The sequence below is a fragment of the Stenotrophomonas sp. GD04024 genome, from assembly GCF_029837545.1.
In the GTDB taxonomy this organism is placed as follows: Bacteria; Pseudomonadota; Gammaproteobacteria; order Xanthomonadales; family Xanthomonadaceae; genus Stenotrophomonas; species Stenotrophomonas forensis.
Window position 1 is genome coordinate 1 of sequence record NZ_JAOEDV010000055.1, and the last position, 19,727, is coordinate 19,727.

The 19,727-nt window shown below is 68.1% G+C and carries 20 protein-coding genes; 7 read left to right on the forward strand and 13 right to left on the reverse strand.

Going from position 1 to position 19,727, the window contains the following annotated elements; all coding sequences use genetic code 11:
• Positions 1-51 precede the first annotated feature (51 nt).
• The 5 genes from N7590_RS15755 to ahpC form a co-directional block, all read right to left on the reverse strand.
• The gene (locus tag N7590_RS15755; protein WP_164242463.1) at positions 52-1,008 is read right to left on the reverse strand and encodes a transaldolase; all 957 of its coding nucleotides are present in this window, start codon (positions 1,006-1,008) and stop codon (positions 52-54) included.
• A 50-nt stretch (positions 1,009-1,058) separates the two neighbouring features.
• Positions 1,059-1,463, reverse strand: a complete 405-nt coding sequence (rnk, locus tag N7590_RS15760; protein WP_004154317.1) for a nucleoside diphosphate kinase regulator — start codon at positions 1,461-1,463, stop codon at positions 1,059-1,061.
• A 123-nt stretch (positions 1,464-1,586) separates the two neighbouring features.
• Positions 1,587-2,552 carry a LysR substrate-binding domain-containing protein gene (locus N7590_RS15765; protein WP_008268420.1) on the reverse strand — a complete coding sequence of 322 codons (966 nt, stop codon included), beginning with the start codon at positions 2,550-2,552 and terminating at the stop codon, positions 1,587-1,589.
• Positions 2,553-2,637: 85 nt separating this feature from the next.
• Entirely contained in the window at positions 2,638-4,230 is a 1,593-nt protein-coding gene (gene ahpF, locus N7590_RS15770) for an alkyl hydroperoxide reductase subunit F (RefSeq protein ID WP_053448857.1), read from the reverse strand.
• 225 nt (positions 4,231-4,455) lie between these two features.
• Entirely contained in the window at positions 4,456-5,019 is a 564-nt protein-coding gene (gene ahpC / locus N7590_RS15775) for an alkyl hydroperoxide reductase subunit C (protein ID WP_004144811.1), read from the reverse strand.
• A 322-nt stretch (positions 5,020-5,341) separates the two neighbouring features.
• On the opposite strand from ahpC, the gene prmC reads away from it, so the two are divergent.
• Both prmC and pip read left to right on the forward strand, forming a co-directional pair.
• Positions 5,342-6,199, forward strand: coding sequence for a peptide chain release factor N(5)-glutamine methyltransferase (prmC, locus tag N7590_RS15780; RefSeq protein ID WP_053511484.1), 858 nt, complete (start codon positions 5,342-5,344; stop codon positions 6,197-6,199).
• A 48-nt stretch (positions 6,200-6,247) separates the two neighbouring features.
• On the forward strand, positions 6,248-7,189 hold the full coding sequence (gene pip, locus N7590_RS15785; RefSeq protein ID WP_053511485.1) for a prolyl aminopeptidase: 942 nt from the start codon (positions 6,248-6,250) through the stop codon (positions 7,187-7,189).
• 72 nt (positions 7,190-7,261) lie between these two features.
• On the opposite strand, the gene N7590_RS15790 is transcribed toward pip, so the two are convergent.
• A complete protein-coding gene (locus tag N7590_RS15790) occupies positions 7,262-8,146 on the reverse strand; it encodes a LysR family transcriptional regulator (protein WP_053511491.1) in 885 nt (294 codons plus the stop codon).
• Between the two features lie 105 nt (positions 8,147-8,251).
• Here N7590_RS15790 and N7590_RS15795 point away from each other — a divergent pair, with 105 nt between their 5' ends.
• A complete protein-coding gene (locus N7590_RS15795) occupies positions 8,252-9,667 on the forward strand; it encodes an MFS transporter (RefSeq protein WP_164242462.1) in 1,416 nt (471 codons plus the stop codon).
• A 77-nt stretch (positions 9,668-9,744) separates the two neighbouring features.
• On the opposite strand, the gene N7590_RS15800 is transcribed toward N7590_RS15795, so the two are convergent.
• The 4 genes from N7590_RS15800 to N7590_RS15815 are packed head-to-tail and all read right to left on the reverse strand — an operon-like array spanning position 9,745 to position 12,599.
• Positions 9,745-10,542: an N-formylglutamate amidohydrolase gene (locus tag N7590_RS15800; protein ID WP_164087752.1), complete on the reverse strand. Its 798-nt coding sequence runs from the start codon at positions 10,540-10,542 to the stop codon at positions 9,745-9,747.
• Positions 10,535-11,089, reverse strand: coding sequence for an NUDIX hydrolase (locus tag N7590_RS15805; protein WP_164242461.1), 555 nt, complete (start codon positions 11,087-11,089; stop codon positions 10,535-10,537). Before N7590_RS15805 ends, N7590_RS15800 begins: the two co-directional genes overlap by 8 nt.
• Complete coding sequence (locus N7590_RS15810) at positions 11,086-12,021, reverse strand: 5'-3' exonuclease H3TH domain-containing protein (protein ID WP_049457964.1); 936 nt, start codon at positions 12,019-12,021, stop codon at positions 11,086-11,088. The genes N7590_RS15805 and N7590_RS15810 overlap by 4 nt, the downstream gene beginning before the upstream one ends.
• On the reverse strand, positions 12,018-12,599 hold the full coding sequence (locus tag N7590_RS15815) for a nitroreductase (protein WP_065428689.1): 582 nt from the start codon (positions 12,597-12,599) through the stop codon (positions 12,018-12,020). Before N7590_RS15815 ends, N7590_RS15810 begins: the two co-directional genes overlap by 4 nt.
• Before the next feature lie 331 nt (positions 12,600-12,930).
• On the opposite strand from N7590_RS15815, the gene N7590_RS15820 reads away from it, so the two are divergent.
• Complete coding sequence (locus N7590_RS15820; protein ID WP_279935720.1) at positions 12,931-15,252, forward strand: DUF1631 domain-containing protein; 2,322 nt, start codon at positions 12,931-12,933, stop codon at positions 15,250-15,252.
• A 51-nt stretch (positions 15,253-15,303) separates the two neighbouring features.
• Entirely contained in the window at positions 15,304-16,383 is a 1,080-nt protein-coding gene (locus N7590_RS15825) for an NAD(P) transhydrogenase subunit alpha (protein ID WP_053448863.1), read from the forward strand.
• 63 nt (positions 16,384-16,446) lie between these two features.
• On the opposite strand, the gene N7590_RS15830 is transcribed toward N7590_RS15825, so the two are convergent.
• From N7590_RS15830 to N7590_RS15840, 3 genes are read right to left on the reverse strand one after another with little or no spacing between them, the layout of a single operon-like run.
• Positions 16,447-16,908 (reverse strand): DUF3106 domain-containing protein, encoded by a 462-nt coding sequence (locus tag N7590_RS15830; protein ID WP_164242459.1) that lies wholly within the window; start codon positions 16,906-16,908, stop codon positions 16,447-16,449.
• Between the two features lie 4 nt (positions 16,909-16,912).
• Positions 16,913-17,239: a hypothetical protein gene (locus tag N7590_RS15835; protein ID WP_049457541.1), complete on the reverse strand. Its 327-nt coding sequence runs from the start codon at positions 17,237-17,239 to the stop codon at positions 16,913-16,915.
• Positions 17,236-17,820 carry an RNA polymerase sigma factor gene (locus tag N7590_RS15840; protein ID WP_080357282.1) on the reverse strand — a complete coding sequence of 195 codons (585 nt, stop codon included), beginning with the start codon at positions 17,818-17,820 and terminating at the stop codon, positions 17,236-17,238. The genes N7590_RS15835 and N7590_RS15840 overlap by 4 nt, the downstream gene beginning before the upstream one ends.
• 98 nt (positions 17,821-17,918) lie before the next feature.
• On the opposite strand from N7590_RS15840, the gene N7590_RS15845 reads away from it, so the two are divergent.
• Entirely contained in the window at positions 17,919-18,239 is a 321-nt protein-coding gene (locus tag N7590_RS15845) for an NAD(P) transhydrogenase subunit alpha (protein ID WP_049457539.1), read from the forward strand.
• Positions 18,236-19,696: an NAD(P)(+) transhydrogenase (Re/Si-specific) subunit beta gene (locus N7590_RS15850; RefSeq protein WP_049457538.1), complete on the forward strand. Its 1,461-nt coding sequence runs from the start codon at positions 18,236-18,238 to the stop codon at positions 19,694-19,696. The genes N7590_RS15845 and N7590_RS15850 overlap by 4 nt, the downstream gene beginning before the upstream one ends.
• Positions 19,697-19,727 lie beyond the last annotated feature (31 nt).

Below are 19,727 nucleotides of genomic sequence, written 5' to 3' on the forward strand. Positions count from 1 at the left end.
TTTCGCGACCAACCGACCCGCCACGAGGGGCTCAGCCGTTGGCCGAAATCCTCACAGTTCCGAACGAATCCGCTCGCGCAGCGCCTGCAGATCCTTGGCAAACGCATCGATACCGGTCGCCAGCTTCTCGGTCGCCATCGGATCGGCGGCCAGGTCGGCGGCGAACTTCGCTGCGTCGATCGGGGTCACCGCTGCGCCGTCGGCGGCACCGGCCACCAGCTTGCGCGGCAGCTCGCCATGGTCGGCGTCCAGCTTCTCCAGCAGGTCCGGCGAAATGGTCAGGCGGTCGCAGCCGGCCAGCGCTTCGATCTGCGCGGTCGAACGGAACGAGGCGCCCATCACCACCGTCGGCGAACTGCGGCGCTTGAACTCGGCATACACGCCGCGCACGAACTTCACGCCCGGGTCTTCGTCGATGCTGGCCGGGGTCTGGCCATTGGCCACGTACCAGTCCAGGATGCGGCCGACGAACGGCGAGATCAGGAACGCGCCGGCTTCGCTGCAGGCCAGCGCCTGGGTCGGGTTGAAGATCAGGGTCAGGTTGCAGTCGATGCCCTCGGCCTGCAGGATGCGCGCGGCTTCCACGCCTTCCCAGGTCGCAGCGATCTTGATCAGGATCTTCTCGCGCGGCACGCCGGCATCGGCGTACATCTGGATGAACTGGCGGGCCTTGGCCACGGTCGCGGTGGTGTCGTGGGCCTGGTCGGCGTCCACTTCAGTGGACACGCGGCCCGGCACCAGCGTGCTCAGCAACGCACCGACGCCGATGGTCAGGCGGTCGGCCACGGCGTGCACCACGGCTTCGCGGTCACCGCTCTGCTGGCGGCCCCAGGCCAGTTCGCGTTCGATCAGTTCGGCGTAGACCGGCAGGTCCAGCGCCTTCTTCACCAGGGTCGGGTTGGTGGTGCAATCCACCGGCTGCAGGCGCTTGATCGCGTCGTAGTCACCGGTATCGGCAACGACCACGGACAGTTCGCGCAGCTGGGACAGTTTGGACGGGGTACTCATTACGGCTCCTGGTGCAGGGGGATCGAATCGCGCGCGGTGCGCAGCGGTAATCAGGGGCGGTCGTTGTGGACCGCGGTCACGCGCAGGCGCAGCTTGCGGCCGCCGGGCGCATTCCAGTCGATGCTCTGGCCGATGGCCAGGCCGAGCAGGGCACTGCCGACCGGGGCCAGCACGGAAACCTTGCCTTCATCGACGTTGGCTTCGCGGGGGAAGACCAGGGTCAGGACGTGTTTTTCGCCCGACACTTCATCTTCGCACTCCACGCGCGAATGCATCATGACGATGCCTTCGGGAATCTGGTCCGGCGCCAGCACGGTGGCCCGGTTGAGTTCTTCAGCAAGCGCGAGCGCGGCAGGCGTCTGGCTCAGCGCAGGGGAGTCGAGCATGGCCTCCAGGCGGTCCATGTCGAAGGTGGAAACAGTGATCGACGGCGGCAGGCCGCTGGCGGTGTTCATGGTGAAGCTCCTTGGTTGAAAACCATGCAAAAGGCGGCACCCGCTGGCGCCGCCTGTCTGTATTGTGGGGACAAATGCGACCGGAATCGACTCCTGCCGATTCCGGGCCGAGGCTGTGGGGGCTCAGCCGTTCAGCGCGGGGCCGGGCAGGGCATTGGCGTCGTCGCCGACGGCATTCACCGCGTCGAGCGTGAACAGTGCATGCGGCAGCCGCTTGAACTGGTCGGCCAGCTCCATCAGGAAGCCATTCATGGCCGAGCTGCGGCGCCAGATCATGGCGATGCGGCGGCTCGGACGACCTTCGCCGGTGAAGTCGAGCAGGCGGATGTTGTTCGAGCGCGGCACCGGCGGCTGCACCGACAGGCTGGGAAGCAGGGTAATGCCGACGTCGGCGGCGACCATCTGCCGCAGGGTTTCCAGGCTGGTGGCGCGGAACTCGGACTTCTCGTTGGCGCCGAACAGGCGGCACACTTCCAGCGCCTGGTCGCGCAGGCAATGGCCGTCTTCCAGCAGCAGCAGCTTCTGCGTGGCCAGCTCCTGCACGTCCAGGTGTTCGCGGCGGGCCAGCGGATGGCGCCCGGACACGGCCAGCAGGAACGGCTCCTCGAACAGGAACTCGGCATGCAGCTGGTCGTCGATCACCGGCAGCGCCAGCAGCGCGGCATCGAGCTTGCCTTCGCGAAGGCGGTCCAGCAGCACGTCGCTCTTTTCCTCGACCAGCAGCAACTCCAGTTCCGGGAAGCGTTCGCGGATGCGCGGGATCACATGCGGCAGCAGGTACGGGCCCAGAGTCGGGAAGATCCCCAGGCGCACCGTACCGGCTTCCGGATCGCGGCTGCGTCGCGCCGCTTCCTTCAGTTGCTCCACTTCGGACACGATCACCCGTGCCCGCGCGGCGGCTTCCTGCCCGGCCGGGGTCAGCATCACCTTGCGCGGCGCGCGTTCCACCAGCGGCAGGCCCAGCTCTTCTTCCAGCTTGCGGATCTGCGTCGACAGCGTGGGCTGGCTGACGAAGCAGGAGGCGGCAGCCCGGCCGAAATGCTTGTGGTCGGCCAGGGCTACCAGGTACTTCAGATCACGTAGGTTCATCCTTACACCCCAGGGGTAACGGACCGGCTGACGGCATGGTTACCCGACAGGCAGACAATGTTCCCGGTGATCTGGGAACGGTGGATCAGGCCGCTTCAGCAACGGCACCGCTGCTGTTGCTGACCGACGAGCGGATCAGGTGGTCGAACGCGCTCAGTGCGGCGGTCGAGCCAGCGCCCATGGCGATGATGATCTGCTTGTAGGGTACCGTGGTGCAATCGCCTGCGGCGAACACGCCCGGCAGGTTGGTTTGGCCACGGTCATCGATGACGATCTCGCCGCGCGGCGAAAGTGCCACGGTGTCCTTCAGCCACTCGGTGTTGGGCAGCAGGCCGATCTGCACGAAGATGCCTTCCAGCTCGACGCGGTGGGCATCGCCGCCGACGCGGTCCTTGTAGACCAGGCCGGTGACCCGGCTGCCGTCGCCCAGCACTTCGGTGGTCTGCGCGCTGGTCAGCACGGTCACGTTGCCCAGGCTGCGCAGCTTCTTCTGCAGCACTTCATCGGCGCGCAGGCTGGAATCGAATTCCAGCAGGGTTACATGCGACACGATGCCGGCCAGATCGATGGCCGCCTCGACGCCGGAGTTGCCGCCGCCGATCACCGCCACGCGCTTGCCCTTGAACAACGGGCCATCGCAATGCGGGCAGTAGGCCACGCCCTTGTTGCGGTACTGGTCTTCGCCCGGCACGTTCATCTGCCGCCAGCGCGCGCCGGTGGACAGGATCACCGAACGCGACTTCAGCACCGCGCCGTTCTCCAGCTGCACCTGCACCAGGCCGTCTTCGCCGGCCGGCACCAGAGCGCTGGCACGCTGCAGGTTCATGATGTCCACGTCGTACTCGCGCACGTGCTGTTCCAGCGCCGTGGCCAGCTTCGGGCCTTCGGTCTCCTTCACCGAGATGAAGTTCTCGATCGCCATGGTGTCCAGCACCTGGCCACCGAAACGCTCGGCGGCGATACCGGTGCGGATGCCCTTGCGCGCGGCGTAGATCGCCGCAGCGGCACCCGCCGGGCCACCGCCGACCACCAGCACGTCGAAGGCATCCTTGGCGGCGATCTTCTCGGCATCGCGCTTGCTGGCATTGGTGTCCAGCTTGGCGACGATCTGCTCCAGGGTCATGCGGCCCTGGTCGAACACTTCACCGTTGAGGTACACCGTCGGTACCGACATGATCTCGCGCTTCTCGACTTCGTCCTGGAACAGGGCGCCATCGATGGCCACGTGCTGGATGCGCGGGTTGAGCACGGCGGCCAGGTTCAGCGCCTGCACCACGTCCGGGCAGTTCTGGCAGGACAGCGAGAAGTAGGTTTCGAACTTGAAGTCGCCCTCCAGGTTCTGCACCTGCTCGATCAGCTCGGCGGTGGCCTTGGACGGGTGGCCGCCGACCTGCAGCAGCGCCAGCACCAGCGAGGTGAACTCGTGGCCCATCGGCAGGCCGGCGAAGGTCAGGTGGATGTCCTGGCCCGGGGTGCCCAGGTCGAAGGACGGCACGCGGCCCTGGCCGTCGCGCAGCACCTGCAGCGAGATCTTGTCCGACAGGCTTTCCAGGGTCTGCAGCAGTTCCAGCATCTCCTGCGACTTGGCGCCGTCGTCGGCGTGCGCGGTGATCTGGATCGGGCGGGTCACGCGCTCCAGATAGGTCTTCAGCTGCGACTGCAGGTTGGCGTCCAACATCGGGTCATCTCCTGGCTTCAGGCAAACAGGGGGCGTGGCACCGCTGTAGAAGGTAGCGGACCAGCAGGGGGTAGGGGTGAACCCAAGACAGCGACCGTGGAAGGGGCTGGCTGGCCAAGGCGGGCGAGCGTTGGCTGTCTTGGGTTCACCCCCACGCCGGCGGGGGGACCGGCACGGGGATGAAGGGCGCGCCGTGGCGTGGGGCCACGGCAGGCCGGTACTGCCTTAGATCTTGCCGACCAGGTCCAGCGACGGGGTCAGGGTCTTCTCGCCTTCCTTCCACTTGGCCGGGCACACCTGGTTCGGGTTGGCGGCGGTGAACTGGGCAGCCTTCAGCTTGCGCAGGGTCTCGGAGACGTCACGGGCGATCTCGTTGGAGTGGATCTCCAGGGTCTTGATCACGCCTTCCGGGTTGATGATGAAGGTGCCGCGCAGGGCCAGGCCTTCTTCCGGAATGTGCACGCCGAAGGCGTTGGTCAGCTGGTGGGTCGGGTCGCCGACCAGCGGGAACTGGGCCTTGCCGACGGCCGGCGAGGTTTCGTGCCACACCTTGTGCGAGAAGTGGGTGTCGGTGGTGACGATGTAGACCTCGGCGCCGGCCTTCTTGAACTCGGCGTAATGGTCAGCGGCGTCTTCGATCTCGGTCGGGCAGTTGAAGGTGAAGGCGGCCGGCATGAAGATCAGGACCGACCACTGGCCCTTCAGGGTGCTGTCGGAAACCTTGATGAACTCGCCATTCAGGTAAGCATTGGCTTCGAACGGCTGGATCTGGGTGTTGATCAGGGACATCGTTATTCCTCTGGGTGAAGGGGAGTGGGTGAATCGACAGGAGCTAGGTTACCGACTCGCTGGCGATAAGAACAATCCATTGATTGCATCTATTTGATAGATGGAATCTATCATAATGCACTGAGCAGGCACTGAATCCGGCTGCCTCCATCCTGCAACTGCCTGTGTGAGAAGGAAAATCTTCCCTCGAGGGTGAAGACGGCCGATAGCCCTTCCTTATCCCGTCCGCCAGAACCTGAACGGATTCCCGCCTTTTGTAGCGTCGAGCCTGCTCGACCATGGGCAGGGAGCAGTCGAGCAAGCTCGACTCTACAATTGCGGCATGTCCGTCAAAACCGAACCCTCCCTGCGCCAGGTCGTGGCCGAGGCCAGTGCCCGCCTGGGCGGCATCGAGGCCCGCCACGAGGCCGAACTGCTGCTGCTGCACGTGCTGGAGCGCCCGCGCAGCTGGCTGTTCGCACACGCTACCGACCCGCTGCCCGCCGCTGAACTCGCCACCTTCGAAACGCTGCTGGCGCGTCGCGTGGCCGGCGATCCTGTGGCCTACCTGACCGGTCGCCGCGGTTTCTGGACGCTGGACCTGGAGGTCGACCCGGCCACGCTGATTCCGCGCCCGGAAACCGAACTGCTGGTGGAACTGGCACTGGATCGCCTTCCACTGGGCCGCCCGCTGCAGCTGGCCGACCTCGGTACCGGCAGCGGCGCGATCGCGCTGGCGCTGGCCAGCGAACGGCCGCAGGCGCAGGTACTGGCCACCGATGCCAGCGTGGGTGCGCTGGCCGTAGCCACGCGCAACGCCGCGCGCCATGAACTGCACAACGTGCGCTTCGCAGAGGGCGGGCATGACTGGTACGCGCCGCTGCAGGGCGCGCGCTTCGACCTGATCGCCAGCAACCCGCCGTACATCGCCAGCGACGATCCGCATCTGCAGCAGGGCGACCTGCGCTTCGAACCGGCTACCGCGCTGGCCTCCGGCGTGGATGGCCTGGATGACATCCGCCGCATTGTCGACGGTGGCCAGGCGCACCTGCTGCCCGGGGGCTGGCTGCTGATCGAACATGGGTGGGACCAGGGCGAAGCGATCCGCGCGCTGTTCGAGGCGGCGCGTTTCGCCGACGTGCAGACCGTGCAGGACCTGGAGCAGCGCGACCGCATCACCCTCGGCCGGCGACCGGCCTAGAATGGGGGTTCTCCTGCCCCGGCAGGGCATCACCCTGGAGCTGCAAGCATGCGTACGCTGTACCCCGCCATCACCCCTTACGACGTCGGCACCCTGAAGGTCGACGACCGCCACACGCTGTACTTCGAACAGTGCGGCAACCCGGACGGCAAGCCGGTGGTGATGCTGCACGGTGGTCCGGGCGGCGGCTGCAGCGACAAGATGCGCCAGTTCCACGACCCGTCCAAGTACCGCATCATCCTGTTCGACCAGCGCGGCGCCGGCCGTTCCACCCCACACGCCGATCTGGTGGACAACACCACCTGGGACCTGGTTGCCGATATCGAAAAACTGCGCGAGCACCTGAAGGTCGATCGCTGGCAGGTGTTCGGTGGCAGCTGGGGCTCGACCCTGGCCCTGGCCTACGCCGAAACCCACCCGCAGCGTGTGACCGAACTGGTGCTGCGCGGCATCTTCATGCTGCGGCGCTGGGAGCTGGAATGGTTCTACCAGGAAGGCGCCAACCGCCTGTTCCCGGATGCGTGGGAGCATTACCTGAAGCCGATTCCGGCCGTCGAGCGCCACGACCTGATCTCGGCCTTCCACCGCCGCCTGACCAGCGACGACGAAACCACCCGCCTGGAAGCCGCCAAGGCGTGGGCGGTGTGGGAAGGCGCGACCAGCTTCCTGCATGTCGATGATGACTTCATCAACAGCCACGAAGACCCGCATTTCGCGCTGGCCTTCGCCCGCATCGAGAACCACTACTTCGTCAACGGCGGCTTCTTCGAGGTGGAAGACCAGCTGCTGCGCGACGCGCACCGCATCGCCGAGATTCCGGGCGTGATCGTGCACGGCCGCTACGACGTGGTCTGCCCGCTGGCCAATGCCTGGGACCTGACCAAGGTCTGGCCGAAGGCGAAGCTGGAAATCACCCCGGCCTCGGGCCACTCGGCGTTCGAAGCGGAGAATGTGGACGCGCTGGTGCGCGCCACCGATGGTTTTGCCTGATCGGTAGTGCCGGCCGCTGGCCGGCAACCCCGAAACGATTCGATCGACGTGGACGCCGGCCAGCGGCCGGCGCTACCACTCTCCGGCCAGCAGCGCGTCGGCCAGTACCTGCAGCTTTGGTGAGTGCTGGCGCGACGGCGGGTAGATCAACGACAACGCACGGCTGCGGCCTTCGAACGGCTGCAGCACGCGTTGCAGGCGACCATCGGCCAGCGCGTCGGCCACCGCGAAATCCATCACCTGCACGATGCCGATGCCGGCGATGGCCGCTTCCACCAGCGGATCACCGCTGTCGAACACCATCCGCGTCGGCGGGGTGAACTCACGCAGCTGCCCGTCCTGCAGGAACTGCCAGTCCACCAGGCGGCCGCTGCGCAGGTTGCGCACCGCCAGGCAGGCGTGATCCTGCAGCGCGGCCACATCGGCCGGCGAGCCGCAGCGCTCCAGGTACCGCGGGCTGGCCACGGTCACCCAGCGCAGCGGACGCAGGGGACGCGCGACGATGCGCTGGTCGGCGATGACGCCGGTGCGCAGCGCGGCATCGAACCCTTCTTCAACCAGGTCGACCAGGCGATCGCTGAGCACGGCTTCCACCTGCAACTGCGGATGCTGCTGCAGCAGCGGCGCCAGCAGCGGCACCAGCACCTTGCGCCCGAACATCGACGGTGCGCTGATCTTCAGCGTGCCCGAGGGTGTGCACGGGCGGTCGGCCAGTTGCCGCTCGGCGTCGTCGAGGCCGGCCAGCAGGGGCGAGACCTGATCGACGAACTGGCGGCCATCCGGGGTCAGTGCCACGTTGCGGGTGTTCCGCTGCAGCAGCTTCACCCCCAGCGTGGCTTCCAGCCGGCTGATCGCGCGCGACAGCCCGGACTGGCTCAGGCCGAGCTGGCCGGCAGCGACAGTGAAGCTGCGTGCCTCGGCCACCTGTACCAGCATGCGCACGGCATTGAGGTCCATCGGGGCTTCATTCATGCCGAAAATCATGACAGATATGGTGGATTGGGGGTTTATTGATTCGGCTGCATCAATGAGACTGCGCTCCCCCACCGCGCCAGACCACCGATGCCTCCCCTCAAATACCCGCGCTGGGCGCTGACCCTGCTGGCCACCGCCCAGCTGATCATCGCCCTGGACGCCACCATCATCTTCGTCGCCCTGCATGACATGGGCCGCGCGTTGCAGATCAACGCGCAGCAGCTGCAATGGGTGGTCAGTGCCTACACCGTGGCCTTCGGCGGCAGCCTGCTGCTGGGCGGGCGTGCCGCCGATCTGATCGGCCGTCGCCGCTTCTACCGGCTGGGCATGCTGCTGTTCGCGCTGGCCTCGCTGCTGGGTGCACTGGCGCCCAATGCCACGCTGTTGATCATCGCGCGCGCGGCGCAGGGCATCGGTGCTGCATTGTTGTTCCCGGCCACGTTGGCGCTGATTAACACGCTGTACGCGGAGGGCCCGGTGCGCAACCGCGCGCTGGCGATCTGGAGCATGGCCAGCGCGGTCGGGTTGGCGTTGGGCACGTTGCTGGGCGGGGTGCTGACCCAGGCGTTCGGCTGGCCGGCGGTGCTGGCGGTGATCGTGCCGTTGGCAACTGCGTGTGCGGTCGCGGCCGGCGCGTGGCTGCCGGCCGATGGCCCACGGGTGCAGGGCCGTTCATTCGACCTGGCCGGTTGCCTCACCGTCACCGCCGGCGGCAGCCTGCTGGTCACCACCCTGGTGCAAGGGCCGGAGTGGGGCTGGACGGCGCCGGCCACGCTCATCTGCCTGCTGCTTTCAGCCGTACTGTTGACGGTGTTCGTACAGATCGAAAAGCGCAGCCGAGACCCGCTGATGCAGTTTTCGCTGTTGCGCCTGCCTGGCCTGCGCGCGGCACTCGGCCTGACCTTCGCCTTCATGAGCAGCTATGGCGTGCAGTACTACTTCCTGGCGCTGTATTTCCAGGACGGCTATGGCTGGAGCCCGCTGCAGGCCGGGATGGCCTTCCTGCTGCCGACACTGGTGTGCACCTTCGGCATCCGTATTGCCGAACGCATGCTGCGGCGCCGTTCGCCACGGCAGGTGCTGGCCTGGGGATTCGCCGCCGGTGCCATCGGCATCGCCGCGGTGGCGCTGGCGATGCCGCATGGCGCCGGTTATTGGCCGCTGCTGCCGGGCGTCGTGGTGCTCAGCGTTGGCCAGGGCATGAGCTGGACGGCGATGTGGATCGTGGCCGGGCAGGGAGTGCCGGGTCCGCAGCAAGGTGTCGCGTCAGGCATGGCGGCCACCGCCCAGCAGATCGGCGGCGCCCTGGGATTGGCGGTACTGGTGATGGTGGCCAACGCCGCGCGCGGCACGCAGGCAGCAACCAGTCCCGATGCCCTGCAGGGCATGGTCAATGCACAGTACGGCGCCGCGCTGTTCGCCGCGCTTGGCGTGGTGATCGCGCTGGGCCTGCGCCCGGCGGCGGTAGCGGTCGTGCCGGCCGCTGGCCGGCAAACACATTGATCCAACTGTCCTGAGGTTGCCGGCCAGCGGCCGGCACTACCCGCCGTCGGGTAGATCCACGCCATGCGTGGATGGGGTCATGCCAGGGCCAGCAACTGCAGCTGCAACGCGCTGAAGATCCGCGCCAGCCGCTCGGCCCATGCCTGCTGTCCGGCGGCATCGGCAATCAGGTCCTGGCGGATTTCCAGCTCCACATGCACCAGGCCGCGGCCTTCGCCATGCACCGGTACCGCGTAGTCGCTGGTGCTGCTCACCGAATACGGTTCGTTGTCACCCACCACCAGGTCGCCTTCGTCGCGCAGCGCCTGCAGCAGTGCATGCGCAAAACGCGTGTCCTGGTGGTACAGCACGCCGGCCTGCCACGGCCGCTGCATGTCGTTCATCACCGGAGTGAAGCTGTGCATCATCACCAGCAGGGTGGGGCGGCCGGCATCTCGGCGCGCGTCCAGTTCGGCGTCGATGCGCGCGTGGTACGGCGCGTGGATCGCATCGATGCGCTGCTGCCGCTGCGCTGTCGACAGCCCGACATTGGCTGGCACCACGGTGTGGTCGCTCACTTCCGGAATCAGCGTGGGCGAGGCCAGCGGACGGTTGCAGTCGATCAGCAGCCGCGAATAGGTCTGTTCGATCGCCCAGGCATCGAGCCGTTCGGCCAATGCGCGGGTGGTGCCGGCAATGCCGATGTCCCAGCCGATGTGGCGGTCCAGTTCGGCCTGCGGCAGGCCCAGGCCGGCGAGGGCACGCGGTACCTGCTGGCCGGCGTGGTCGGCCAGCAGCAGGAACGGCGAGGCGCCCCGCGGCTGGTGGATCGTGTAGAGCGCCGGGTCGTCAGCGCCCAGCAACGCCGGCAGCGCGTGCAGGTCGGCGTCAGCCACGCGCGCGCCCGTCCAGGTGGTGCTCGATCATCCACAGGCCGGCCCACAGCTTGGCATCCAGCTCGTAGCCTTCGCCCATTTTCTGCACCAGCCACGCTGCGGCCTGCGCGCGCGGAATCTCGTGCACGGTGATGTCCTCGCTGTCATCGCCGCCGCCTTCGCCGATCCGGCGCAGGCCGGTGGCGCGCACGAAGGCGATCTTCTCGCTGCTGGCACCGGAGGAGGTCGGGCCGATCATCAGCACTTCGGCGTGATCGGCGGTCCAGCCGGTTTCTTCTTCCAGCTCGCGCACGGCCGAGACTTCGATCGACTCGCCGGCATGGATGTCGCCGACCAGGCCGGCCGGCATCTCGATGGTGGATGCCTGCAGTGGCACGCGGAACTGTTCGACGAACAGCACCTTGTCCTCGGGGGTGACGGCGATGATGATCGCCGCCAGGCCACCGGCATGGGTACGTTCGCTGTATTCCCAGGTGCCGCGCACCAGCATGCGCTGGTACTTGCCTTCATAGACGACACGCGGGGCTTCGGTATTGCGCTGGCTCATGCGGGCTCGCTGTGGATGGGAAGAGGGTCGGCCACGCCGGCGGCATCGAACAGCCGGCGGCGGGTCATCGGGCCGAAGCGCAGGGTCTGGCACAGGCCACCGAGCAGCTCCGGGTCGGCCGCCTGGCGCAGCAGTCCGGGCTGGCTGCCTTCCAGCGGCGCATCCAGCGCGATGGTGGTCAGCTGGCGCCACAGCAGGGCGTGCTCGCGCTGCTCGCGCAGGCGCACCGCCATCTGCGCGGCGCCGCGCAGGCGCAGGAACGGCACTTCGTCCAGGCGTTCGTACAGCGCATCCATGCTGCCGAAGTGGGCCAGCAGCACGGCGGCGGACTTGCTGCCGACACCACTGACGCCGGGAATGTTGTCCACCGCATCGCCGCACAGCGCCAGGTAATCGGCGATCTGGTGCGCATGCACGCCATGCCGCGCCTTGACGCCGGCCACGTCCCAGCGCTGGTTGCGCGCGTAGTCCCACTGCTCGTCGTGATCGAGCAGCAGCTGCGACAGGTCCTTGTCGGCGGAAATGATCACGCCACGATGGCTGTGCCGGTGCTGGTGCAGGGCACTGCCGATCAGGTCATCGGCCTCGTAGTCATGATGGGCCAGCACCACCAGGCCCAGCGCGGCGCACAGTGCCTTGCAGTGCACGAACTGGCGCTTGAGTGCTTCCGGCGCCGGGTCGCGGTTGGCCTTGTAGGCCGCGTACAGGCGGTGGCGGAAGCCGCTGTCCAGCGCTTCGTCGAAGGCGATGGCGATGTGCCGCGGGCGCTCGCGCTCAAGCAGGTCCAGCAGGAAGCGGGCAAAGCCGTGCACGGCGTTGGTCGGCCAGCCCTGTGCATCCTGGAACTGGTCCGGCAACGAATGCCAGGCGCGGAACACGTAGATGCTGGCATCAACCAGGTACAGCGAGGGCGCCGGTGCCGGCAGGGTCATGCCGGCGGCGTCCAGTCGCGCAGCAGCGCCGCAGGGTCGGGGCGCTCGCGCTCGGGAACCTCGGCCTTCGGCGTACCGATGTGGATGAAACCCGCGATGCTTTCGCCCGCGGCCAGGCCCAGGTGGGCCTGCACGGCGGGGTCGAACGCCATCCACGCGGTCAGCCACTGGGCGCCGAAGCCCAGCGCCTGTGCCGCCTGCAGCAGGGCGAAGCAGACGCAGCCGGCGGTCATCAGCTGCTCCTGCTCGGGCACCTTCGGGTCCGGGCGCGGGCTGGCCACCACCACGATCACCAGCGGCGCGTGGCTGAAGCGCTGGCGGTCCTTCTCGAATACCGCCTCGCCGGCATGCGGGTCGCGCTGGCGGCTGCGTTCGACCAGGAAGTCGCCCAGAGTGTGACGTGCATCGCCGGCGATCTTCAGGAAGCGGAACGGCACGCGCTTGCCGTGGTCGGGCACGCGCACCGCCGAAGCCAGCATCCGCTGCAGGGTGGCCGGGTCCGGTCCGGGCTCGCCGAGCTGCCGCGAGGGCACTGAGCGGCGGGCATCCAGGGCAAGCAGGGCGGCGGGGTCGGGCATGGAGTCTGAACCGGTCATCACGGGTGTTTGATTATAGTCGGGGTGGTCAACGACGCCGTTTGTGTCGCGTCCGGCCTTTGAATATCAAACTGTGATGAACGTCATGCCACTGGCGGGAAACGGACGGCCGCTTCCCCTCGCCTCGCAGGCCTTGCACGGCTTACGATATCTATCTTGCCGGGCCGCCGGTCATGAGGTTTGAAGTGAGGACTGTTTCACTGTCCGTGACGGGCTGGCCGGCCTACCATCGACGTACCGGTGCATGGGGTGTGCCGGCCGTCGCGATGTCCATGCTGTCTGTCGTACCAGAGAAGGTGGGGAGCCTTCCCGAATGATGAGCGTGCCCACACCGATGGGATCGCCGGGGCGTGACCCGGCCCAGCTCCAGCGTGCCCGGGACATGGTCCTGCCGGCGCTGTGCCAGGCCTTCGGGGCCGCACTGGCGCGGTTCGACGATGCCCTGTTCGACCGGGCCGGCAATGCCGGTTCGTCGCAGCTGCTGTTCCTGGATGCGATGCGTGAACTGCGCCGCCGCCGCGAGGATATCGCGGCCGCCTTTGCCGGCCATCTGCAGCGGGCCTGGGAGGCGCTGGCCAGCGGTGAACCGCTGTCGGCCGAAACGACCCTGTCCGGCCCGGCCGAGGACGGCTTGAGCCTGTTGGCGGAACATGTGCTGGAATCGCGGCTGGCGGTGCGCAACTTCGCCACCGTGCTGCTGCGTGACTTCAAACCGGTGCTGGCGCGGCTCGACCGCCGCCTGGGCCGGCTGATCGGTGGCAGTGAACTGGATGCCGATCACAACCCGATCAGTCCCGAGCATCTGGGTGTCGCCATCCACGAAGCTTTTGCCGGCTGTGAACTGGCCCCGGAAGTGCACCTGGTGCTGATCAAGCTGTGCGAGCGCGACCTGCGCGCACCGGTCGGCCGCATCTACGAGAAGCTTGACGAACAACTGGCTGCGGCCGGCGTGATGTCGCAGATGGGGGCGCCACGGCGTCCGCCGTCGGCTGCGCCCGACCCGCGCATGGCCTCGGCCCTGGACGACCTGGTGGAACAGCGCCAGGGCGCGGGCTTCGACGCTGAGTTCGGCGATGACGAACAGGCTGCTCCGGCCTGGGCGCAGCGCTTTGCCGCGCGCTGGTCCGAGCGGCGTGGCCACATGCAGCAGCACCTGCCGGGCGAAGACAGCGGTACTGGCGAGGCCTACGCCGGCCAGCAGGGCATGCTGCTGGAAGCGCTGCACGAACTGCTGCAGCAGACCCGCCATGTGCGCGAGGATGCAACGTCGGCCGCGCAGGTGGCGATCGGCCAGCAGCGCCCGCTCAGCCAGCGCGAGATGATGTCGGTGTTGTCGCTCCTGCAGGCCACCCCCAGTGCGACGCTGCGTGCAGCGATCGGCGAGGATGGTGAATCGCTGGCGCAGCGGTTGAAGAGTGAAGTGCTGTCCAGCGCCACCCGCCTCGGCGTCGACCCCGGCCAGACCCGGCTGGACCCGCAGGACGAAGATGCGATCGACCTGGTCGGCATGCTGTTCGACGTGATGCTGGACGAGCGCGAACTGGAAGGCCGCTCGCGCGAGCTGATCGGCCGCCTGGTGGTGCCGTTCGTCAAGGTCGCGATGCTCGACCGCCGCATGTTCGTGCAGAAGACCCACCCGGCCCGCAAGCTGCTCAATTCGCTGGCCGAGGCCTGCGAAGGCAACACCGGCGAGAGCCAGGCCGAGCGCATGCTGATGGCCAAGGTCGAGGAAATCATTGAGCGCCTGGTGGCCGAGTTCAACGAGAACCTGGCGATCTTCCTGACCCTGGAAGAAGAATTCCGCGAGTTCCTGGTGCAGCATCGCCGCCGTGTGGAAATCGCCGAGCGCCGTGCTGCCGAGACCCAGCGCGGCCAGGAAAAGCTGGAAATGGCCCGTACCCGTGCCGGCGCCGAGCTGGATCGCCGTATCGGTGACGCCACTTTGCCGCCGGCCATCGCCGAGTTCCTGCGCCAGCCGTGGCAGCACCACCTGACCTTGGCGCTGCTGCGCGAAGGCGAGGAGGGCGCGTCGGTGGCCGAGGCCCTGGGCCTGGGCGACGGCCTGCTGGAGGAAGTGGCCGAGGCCCGCCGCCAGATCGTCGGCAAGCCGTGGCTGCAGGCCTGGCAGCCGGCGCTGGCCAAGGTGTTCGCCAGTGTCGGCGTACATGGTGACGCGGCCACCGGCGCCATCGACGCCCTGCATGACACCCTGCAGGGCATTGCCGAGTCCCGGCCGGAGCTGCAGCGCGCGCTGCCGGAGCTGCCGCAGGTCGCACTGCCGGCACCGCCGGTGGCCGAGTCGCCGGCAGTGGAACTGGGGGGGCAGATCGATGCGGATGACTTCGACAATGCCGACGCCGATCGCTTCCGTCGCATGGAAATCGGCAACTGGCTGGACTTCGTCGACAAGGACGGCAAGGTCCAGGCCGGCAAGCTGTCCTGGGTCAGCCCGATCTCTTCGCGCCTGCTGTTCGTGAACCGCCGCGGTGTGCGCTTCTGCGTGGCCTCGCCGGAAGAGCTGGCGGTGATGGTGCGGCTGGGCCGCCTGCGTGCCCACGTTGATGATGGCGCCTTCGACAGCGCGATGCAGGGTGTGATCGATCGATTGGACCCGGGCAGCGCCACCCTGCATTGAGCAGGGCCGCCTGCTAGGATCGGGAAAACTCACCGATCAGCGGGGACCTGCATGGCCGTGGCGTTGCTGGGGATCAAGGAGACCGTGCCGGGCGAACGGCGCGTGGCGCTGACGCCGGAGACCGCGCGCAAGCTCGGTGCCCTGGGCATCACCGTCTGGTACGAAAGCGGTGCCGGCCTCGCGGCGGGTTTCACCGATGCGGCCTATGACGATGCCGGTGCCCGTGCGTTCGATGCGCAGCGCTGGGGCGAGATCGACATCCTGCTGTGCGTGCAGGCACCGCCTGCGGGGGTGCTGGAAAAGCTCAAGCCGGGTGCCAGCGTGGTCGGGTTGCTGACCCCGGCCAGCGATCCGGCCCTGGCTGCACTCGCTGCCGAGGATCGTCTGCACCTGTTCCCGCTGCAGCAGCTGCCGCGCACCACCCGTGCGCAGGCGATGGACGTGCTCAGTTCGCAGGCCGGCATGGCCGGTTACAAGGCCGCGCTGATCGCCGCCGAGCGCGCGCCGCGCTTCTTCCCGATGCTGACCACCGCCGCCGGTACGGTGCGGCCGGCCAAGGTGCTGGTGATCGGTGCCGGCGTGGCCGGGTTGCAGGCGATTGCCACCGCGCGCCGGCTCGGCGCGCAGGTGGAGGGCTTCGACGTGCGCCCGGAAACCCGCGAGCAGATCCAGTCGCTGGGTGCGCGCTTCCTCGACCTGGGCGTGAGCGCGGCGGGTGAGGGCGGCTATGCGCGCGCGCTCACCGATGAGGAGCGCGCCGAACAGCAGCGCCGCCTGGCCGACCACCTGCGCGGCGTCGATGTGGTGATCTGCACGGCGGCAGTGCCGGGGCGCCCGGCACCGACGATCGTGACCGCCGCGATGGTAGACGGCATGGCCACCGGCAGCGTGATCGTGGACCTGGCGGCGGAGAGCGGCGGCAACTGCGCGCTGACCCAGCCGGGCCAGTGCATCGAGCATCAAGGGGTGACCATCGATGGCCCGCTGGGCCTGGCCAGTCGTGGTGCGACCCAGGCCAGCGAAATGTATGCGCGCAACCTGCTCAACTTCGTCGCGCTGTTCGTGCGCGAGGGCCAGCTCGGCTTCGATTGGGAAGACGAACTGCTGGCGAAGACGCGCTGGCAGTCGTGAATGACGTGGGGTCAGATCCCTTTGCCGCTGGCAAAGGGATCTGGCCCCCGCTATCCCGAAGGTTTACCGCGGCTTCGCCGGCGGCGGATTGTCGCGCACCCAGTCCTTGCGCTGCTCCGGCGTCATCTGCGACCAGCGCTCACGCAGGGCTTCGCGCTGCGCCGGTGGCATGTCGCGCATCTGCCCGAAGAGGGCGCGCGCCTGTTCGCGCTGTTCCGGGCTCATGTGCTCGAAGCGGCGCAGGCCACGACGGGCCTTGTCGCGCTCCTCCGGGCTCATCGACTGCCAGCGCTGGCCGTGAGAGAGCATGCGCTGGCGCTGGCCTGCATCGGCGCCGTTCCAGCGGTCGCGCAGCGGTGCCAGCAGGGATTCGCGCTGGGCTTCACTCAGCTGTTCCCACGCTGGCAGGGGCGTGGCCGGCAGGGGGGGCGCGGCAGGCGCGTGCGCGGCGCTCTGCGCCAGCGCCGGGACGGCCGGCAGCAGCGACAGGGTCAGCAACAGCGGCAGGATGTTCAATCGGGGCATGGTTTCACTCCATCGCCAGGTCGGTATCGCCCAGCCACAGGTACAGATCGGGATTTTCGTCGTACAGCGCGCTGTTGTCTTCCACCGAGGCCAGCACCGGAGCCGGCGCAGGGCCCGTCACGGGGCCGTGGCCGCTGAACTGCAGGCCGATACCCAGTGCCACCACCAGCGAACAGGCACTGGCCAGCCACCAGCGCCAGCGCCCGCGATGGGCCGCCGTGGCGCCGTGGCGGGCCAGGCGCAACCGGGCCAGCGTGGCCGGCGACAGCGCCTGCAGCGACTGCGCGTGCAGGCTGCGCAGGGTGTCATCGGAGGGCAGGGAGCGGTTCACGGGTGGGTCTCCAGGTAGTCCTGCAGCGCCTGCCGGGCGCGTGCCAGATGGGTTTTTACCGCGCCTTCGCTGCAGCCCATGGCGCGGGCGGTGGTGGCCCCGTCCAGGTCCTGCAGCACGCGCAGGGTGAAGGCCTCGCGCTGGCGCGCAGGCAGCGTGCGCAGTGCCTGCACCAGCTGCTGGTACTGCTGGCGCTGCTCATGCGCCTGCGCCGGGTCCGGGCCGGGGTCGGCCCAGTCGATGTCGCCCCCGTCGGCGTCCTGGTTGTCGCGCCAGAACGGCAGGCGGAAGCGGCGCCGGCGCTGCAGGTCGATCACGCGCCGGCGCAGGATGCTCCAGAACAGCGGCGCCCATTCGGTGGCCGGCTTGTCGGCATAGTCCAGCATGCGCATCAGCGCGTCCTGCACCGCGTCCATGGCGTCTTCGCGCTGGCGCAGGCCGGCCTCGGCGAAGCGGAACGCACGCGGGCCGACGCTGGCCAGGAACGCTTCCAGCGACGCCGGCACGGCATCGGTCTCGGCGCTCGGGGGGACGGGGCTGCTCACCAGCACAGGGTACGGTTCCTCGCTCGGGGTCACCATCGACAACGCGTGAGCGTCGCTTCGGTTGACGCGGGGTACGCGCCGGGTTCAGCCCGTGGTTATGATGGGCCGACGAAGACAGAGCGGGAGCGTTGCCAGTGAGTGACGGGTTCGTAGCGCTGTACATCTTCATGCTGGCCGCCATTGCCGGCCACGTGATCATTTCGCGGGTGCCGGTGATCCTGCACACCCCGCTGATGTCGGGTTCCAACTTCATCCACGGCATCGTGCTGATCGGTGCGATGGTGGTGCTGGGGCATGCGCAGACGCCGCTGGAAAAAGCGCTGGGCTTCCTCGCCGTGGTGCTTGGCGCCGGCAACGCCGCCGGCGGCTACGTGGTCACCGCGCGCATGCTGGAAATGTTCAAGCCGAGCGCGCCCAAGGGCGGCAAGGATCAGCCGAAGGAGCCGCAGGCTTGAACATCAGCACCGTCGAACTGCTCGACTGGCTGGTCAAGGCCAGCTACCTCGTCGCCGCTACGCTGTTCCTGCTGGGCCTGCAGCGCATGGCCTCGCCGCTGACCGCGCGCAGCGGCATCCGCTGGGCCGGGCTGGGCATGCTGCTGGCCACGGCGGCGACCTTCTTCCTGCCCGAACTGCACAACGTGCCGTTGATCCTGGTGGCGCTGCTGCTCGGCGCGGGGCTGGCCTGGTGGTCGGCCGGCAAGGTCGCCATCACCGACATGCCGCAGATGGTGGCGCTGTACAACGGCATGGGTGGCGGTTCGGCGGCGGCCATCGGCGCAGTGGAACTGCTGCGCTATGCCTTCCTGGCCCACCGTGACACCACGCACTGGAGCGAGCAGGCACTGGCCGATCTGGCCGCGCGCCAACCGTCGGGCACGGTGTTGCTGCTGGCGGTGGTCGGCGCGGCGATCGGCGCGGTGTCGCTGTCCGGCTCGGTGATCGCCTGGGCCAAGCTGGATGGCCGCCTCGACAAGCGGGTGACCTGGCCGGGCCAGCAGGTGATGAATCTGGTGGTGGCGCTGGCGGTGGTGGTCCTGGCGATCATCGCCGCCAGCACGCTCAGCACCTGGGCGATCGTCGCCTTCTTCGTGCTGGCGCTGGCGCTGGGCGTGTTGATGACGCTGCCGATCGGTGGCGCTGACATGCCGGTGGTGATCTCTCTGTACAACGCGTTCACTGGCCTGGCGGTGTCGTTCGAAGGCTATGTGCTGGGCAACGAGGCGCTGATCATCGCCGGCATGATGGTCGGTGCGGCGGGCATCCTGCTGACCCGGCTGATGGCCAAGGCAATGAACCGGCCGATCCGCAATGTGCTGTTCTCCAACTTCGGCGGTGGTGCCGGCGGTGAAGCACAGGCGATCTCCGGTTCGCAGAAGCCGATTGAAGCGGCCGACGTGGCGGCGATGATGGCCTTCGCCGAGCGCGTGGTGATCGTGCCCGGTTATGGCATGGCGGTCGCGCAGGCCCAGCACAAGATCTGGGAACTGGCGCAGCGGCTGGGCCAGCGCGGGGTGAAGGTGAAGTTCGCCATCCACCCGGTGGCCGGGCGCATGCCCGGGCACATGAACGTGCTGCTGGCCGAAGCGGGCGTGCCCTACGACCTGATCGCTGACATGGACGACATCAATCCCGAATTCGCCAACACCGACGTGGTGCTGGTGATCGGTGCCAACGACGTGGTCAATCCGGTCGCGCGTACCGACCCGGCCAGCCCGATCTACGGCATGCCGGTGCTGGACGTGGTCAACGCGCGCAACGTGGTGGTGATCAAGCGCGGCAAGGGTACCGGCTTTGCCGGCATCGAGAATGCGCTGTTCTACGCCGACAACACCCGCATGCTGTACGGCGATGGTGCCGAGGCCGCGGCATCACTGGTAAGTGAACTGAAGGCGCTCGACGGCGGGCATTGAAGGCCGGGGTCGGATCCGCGGGGACCGGTAG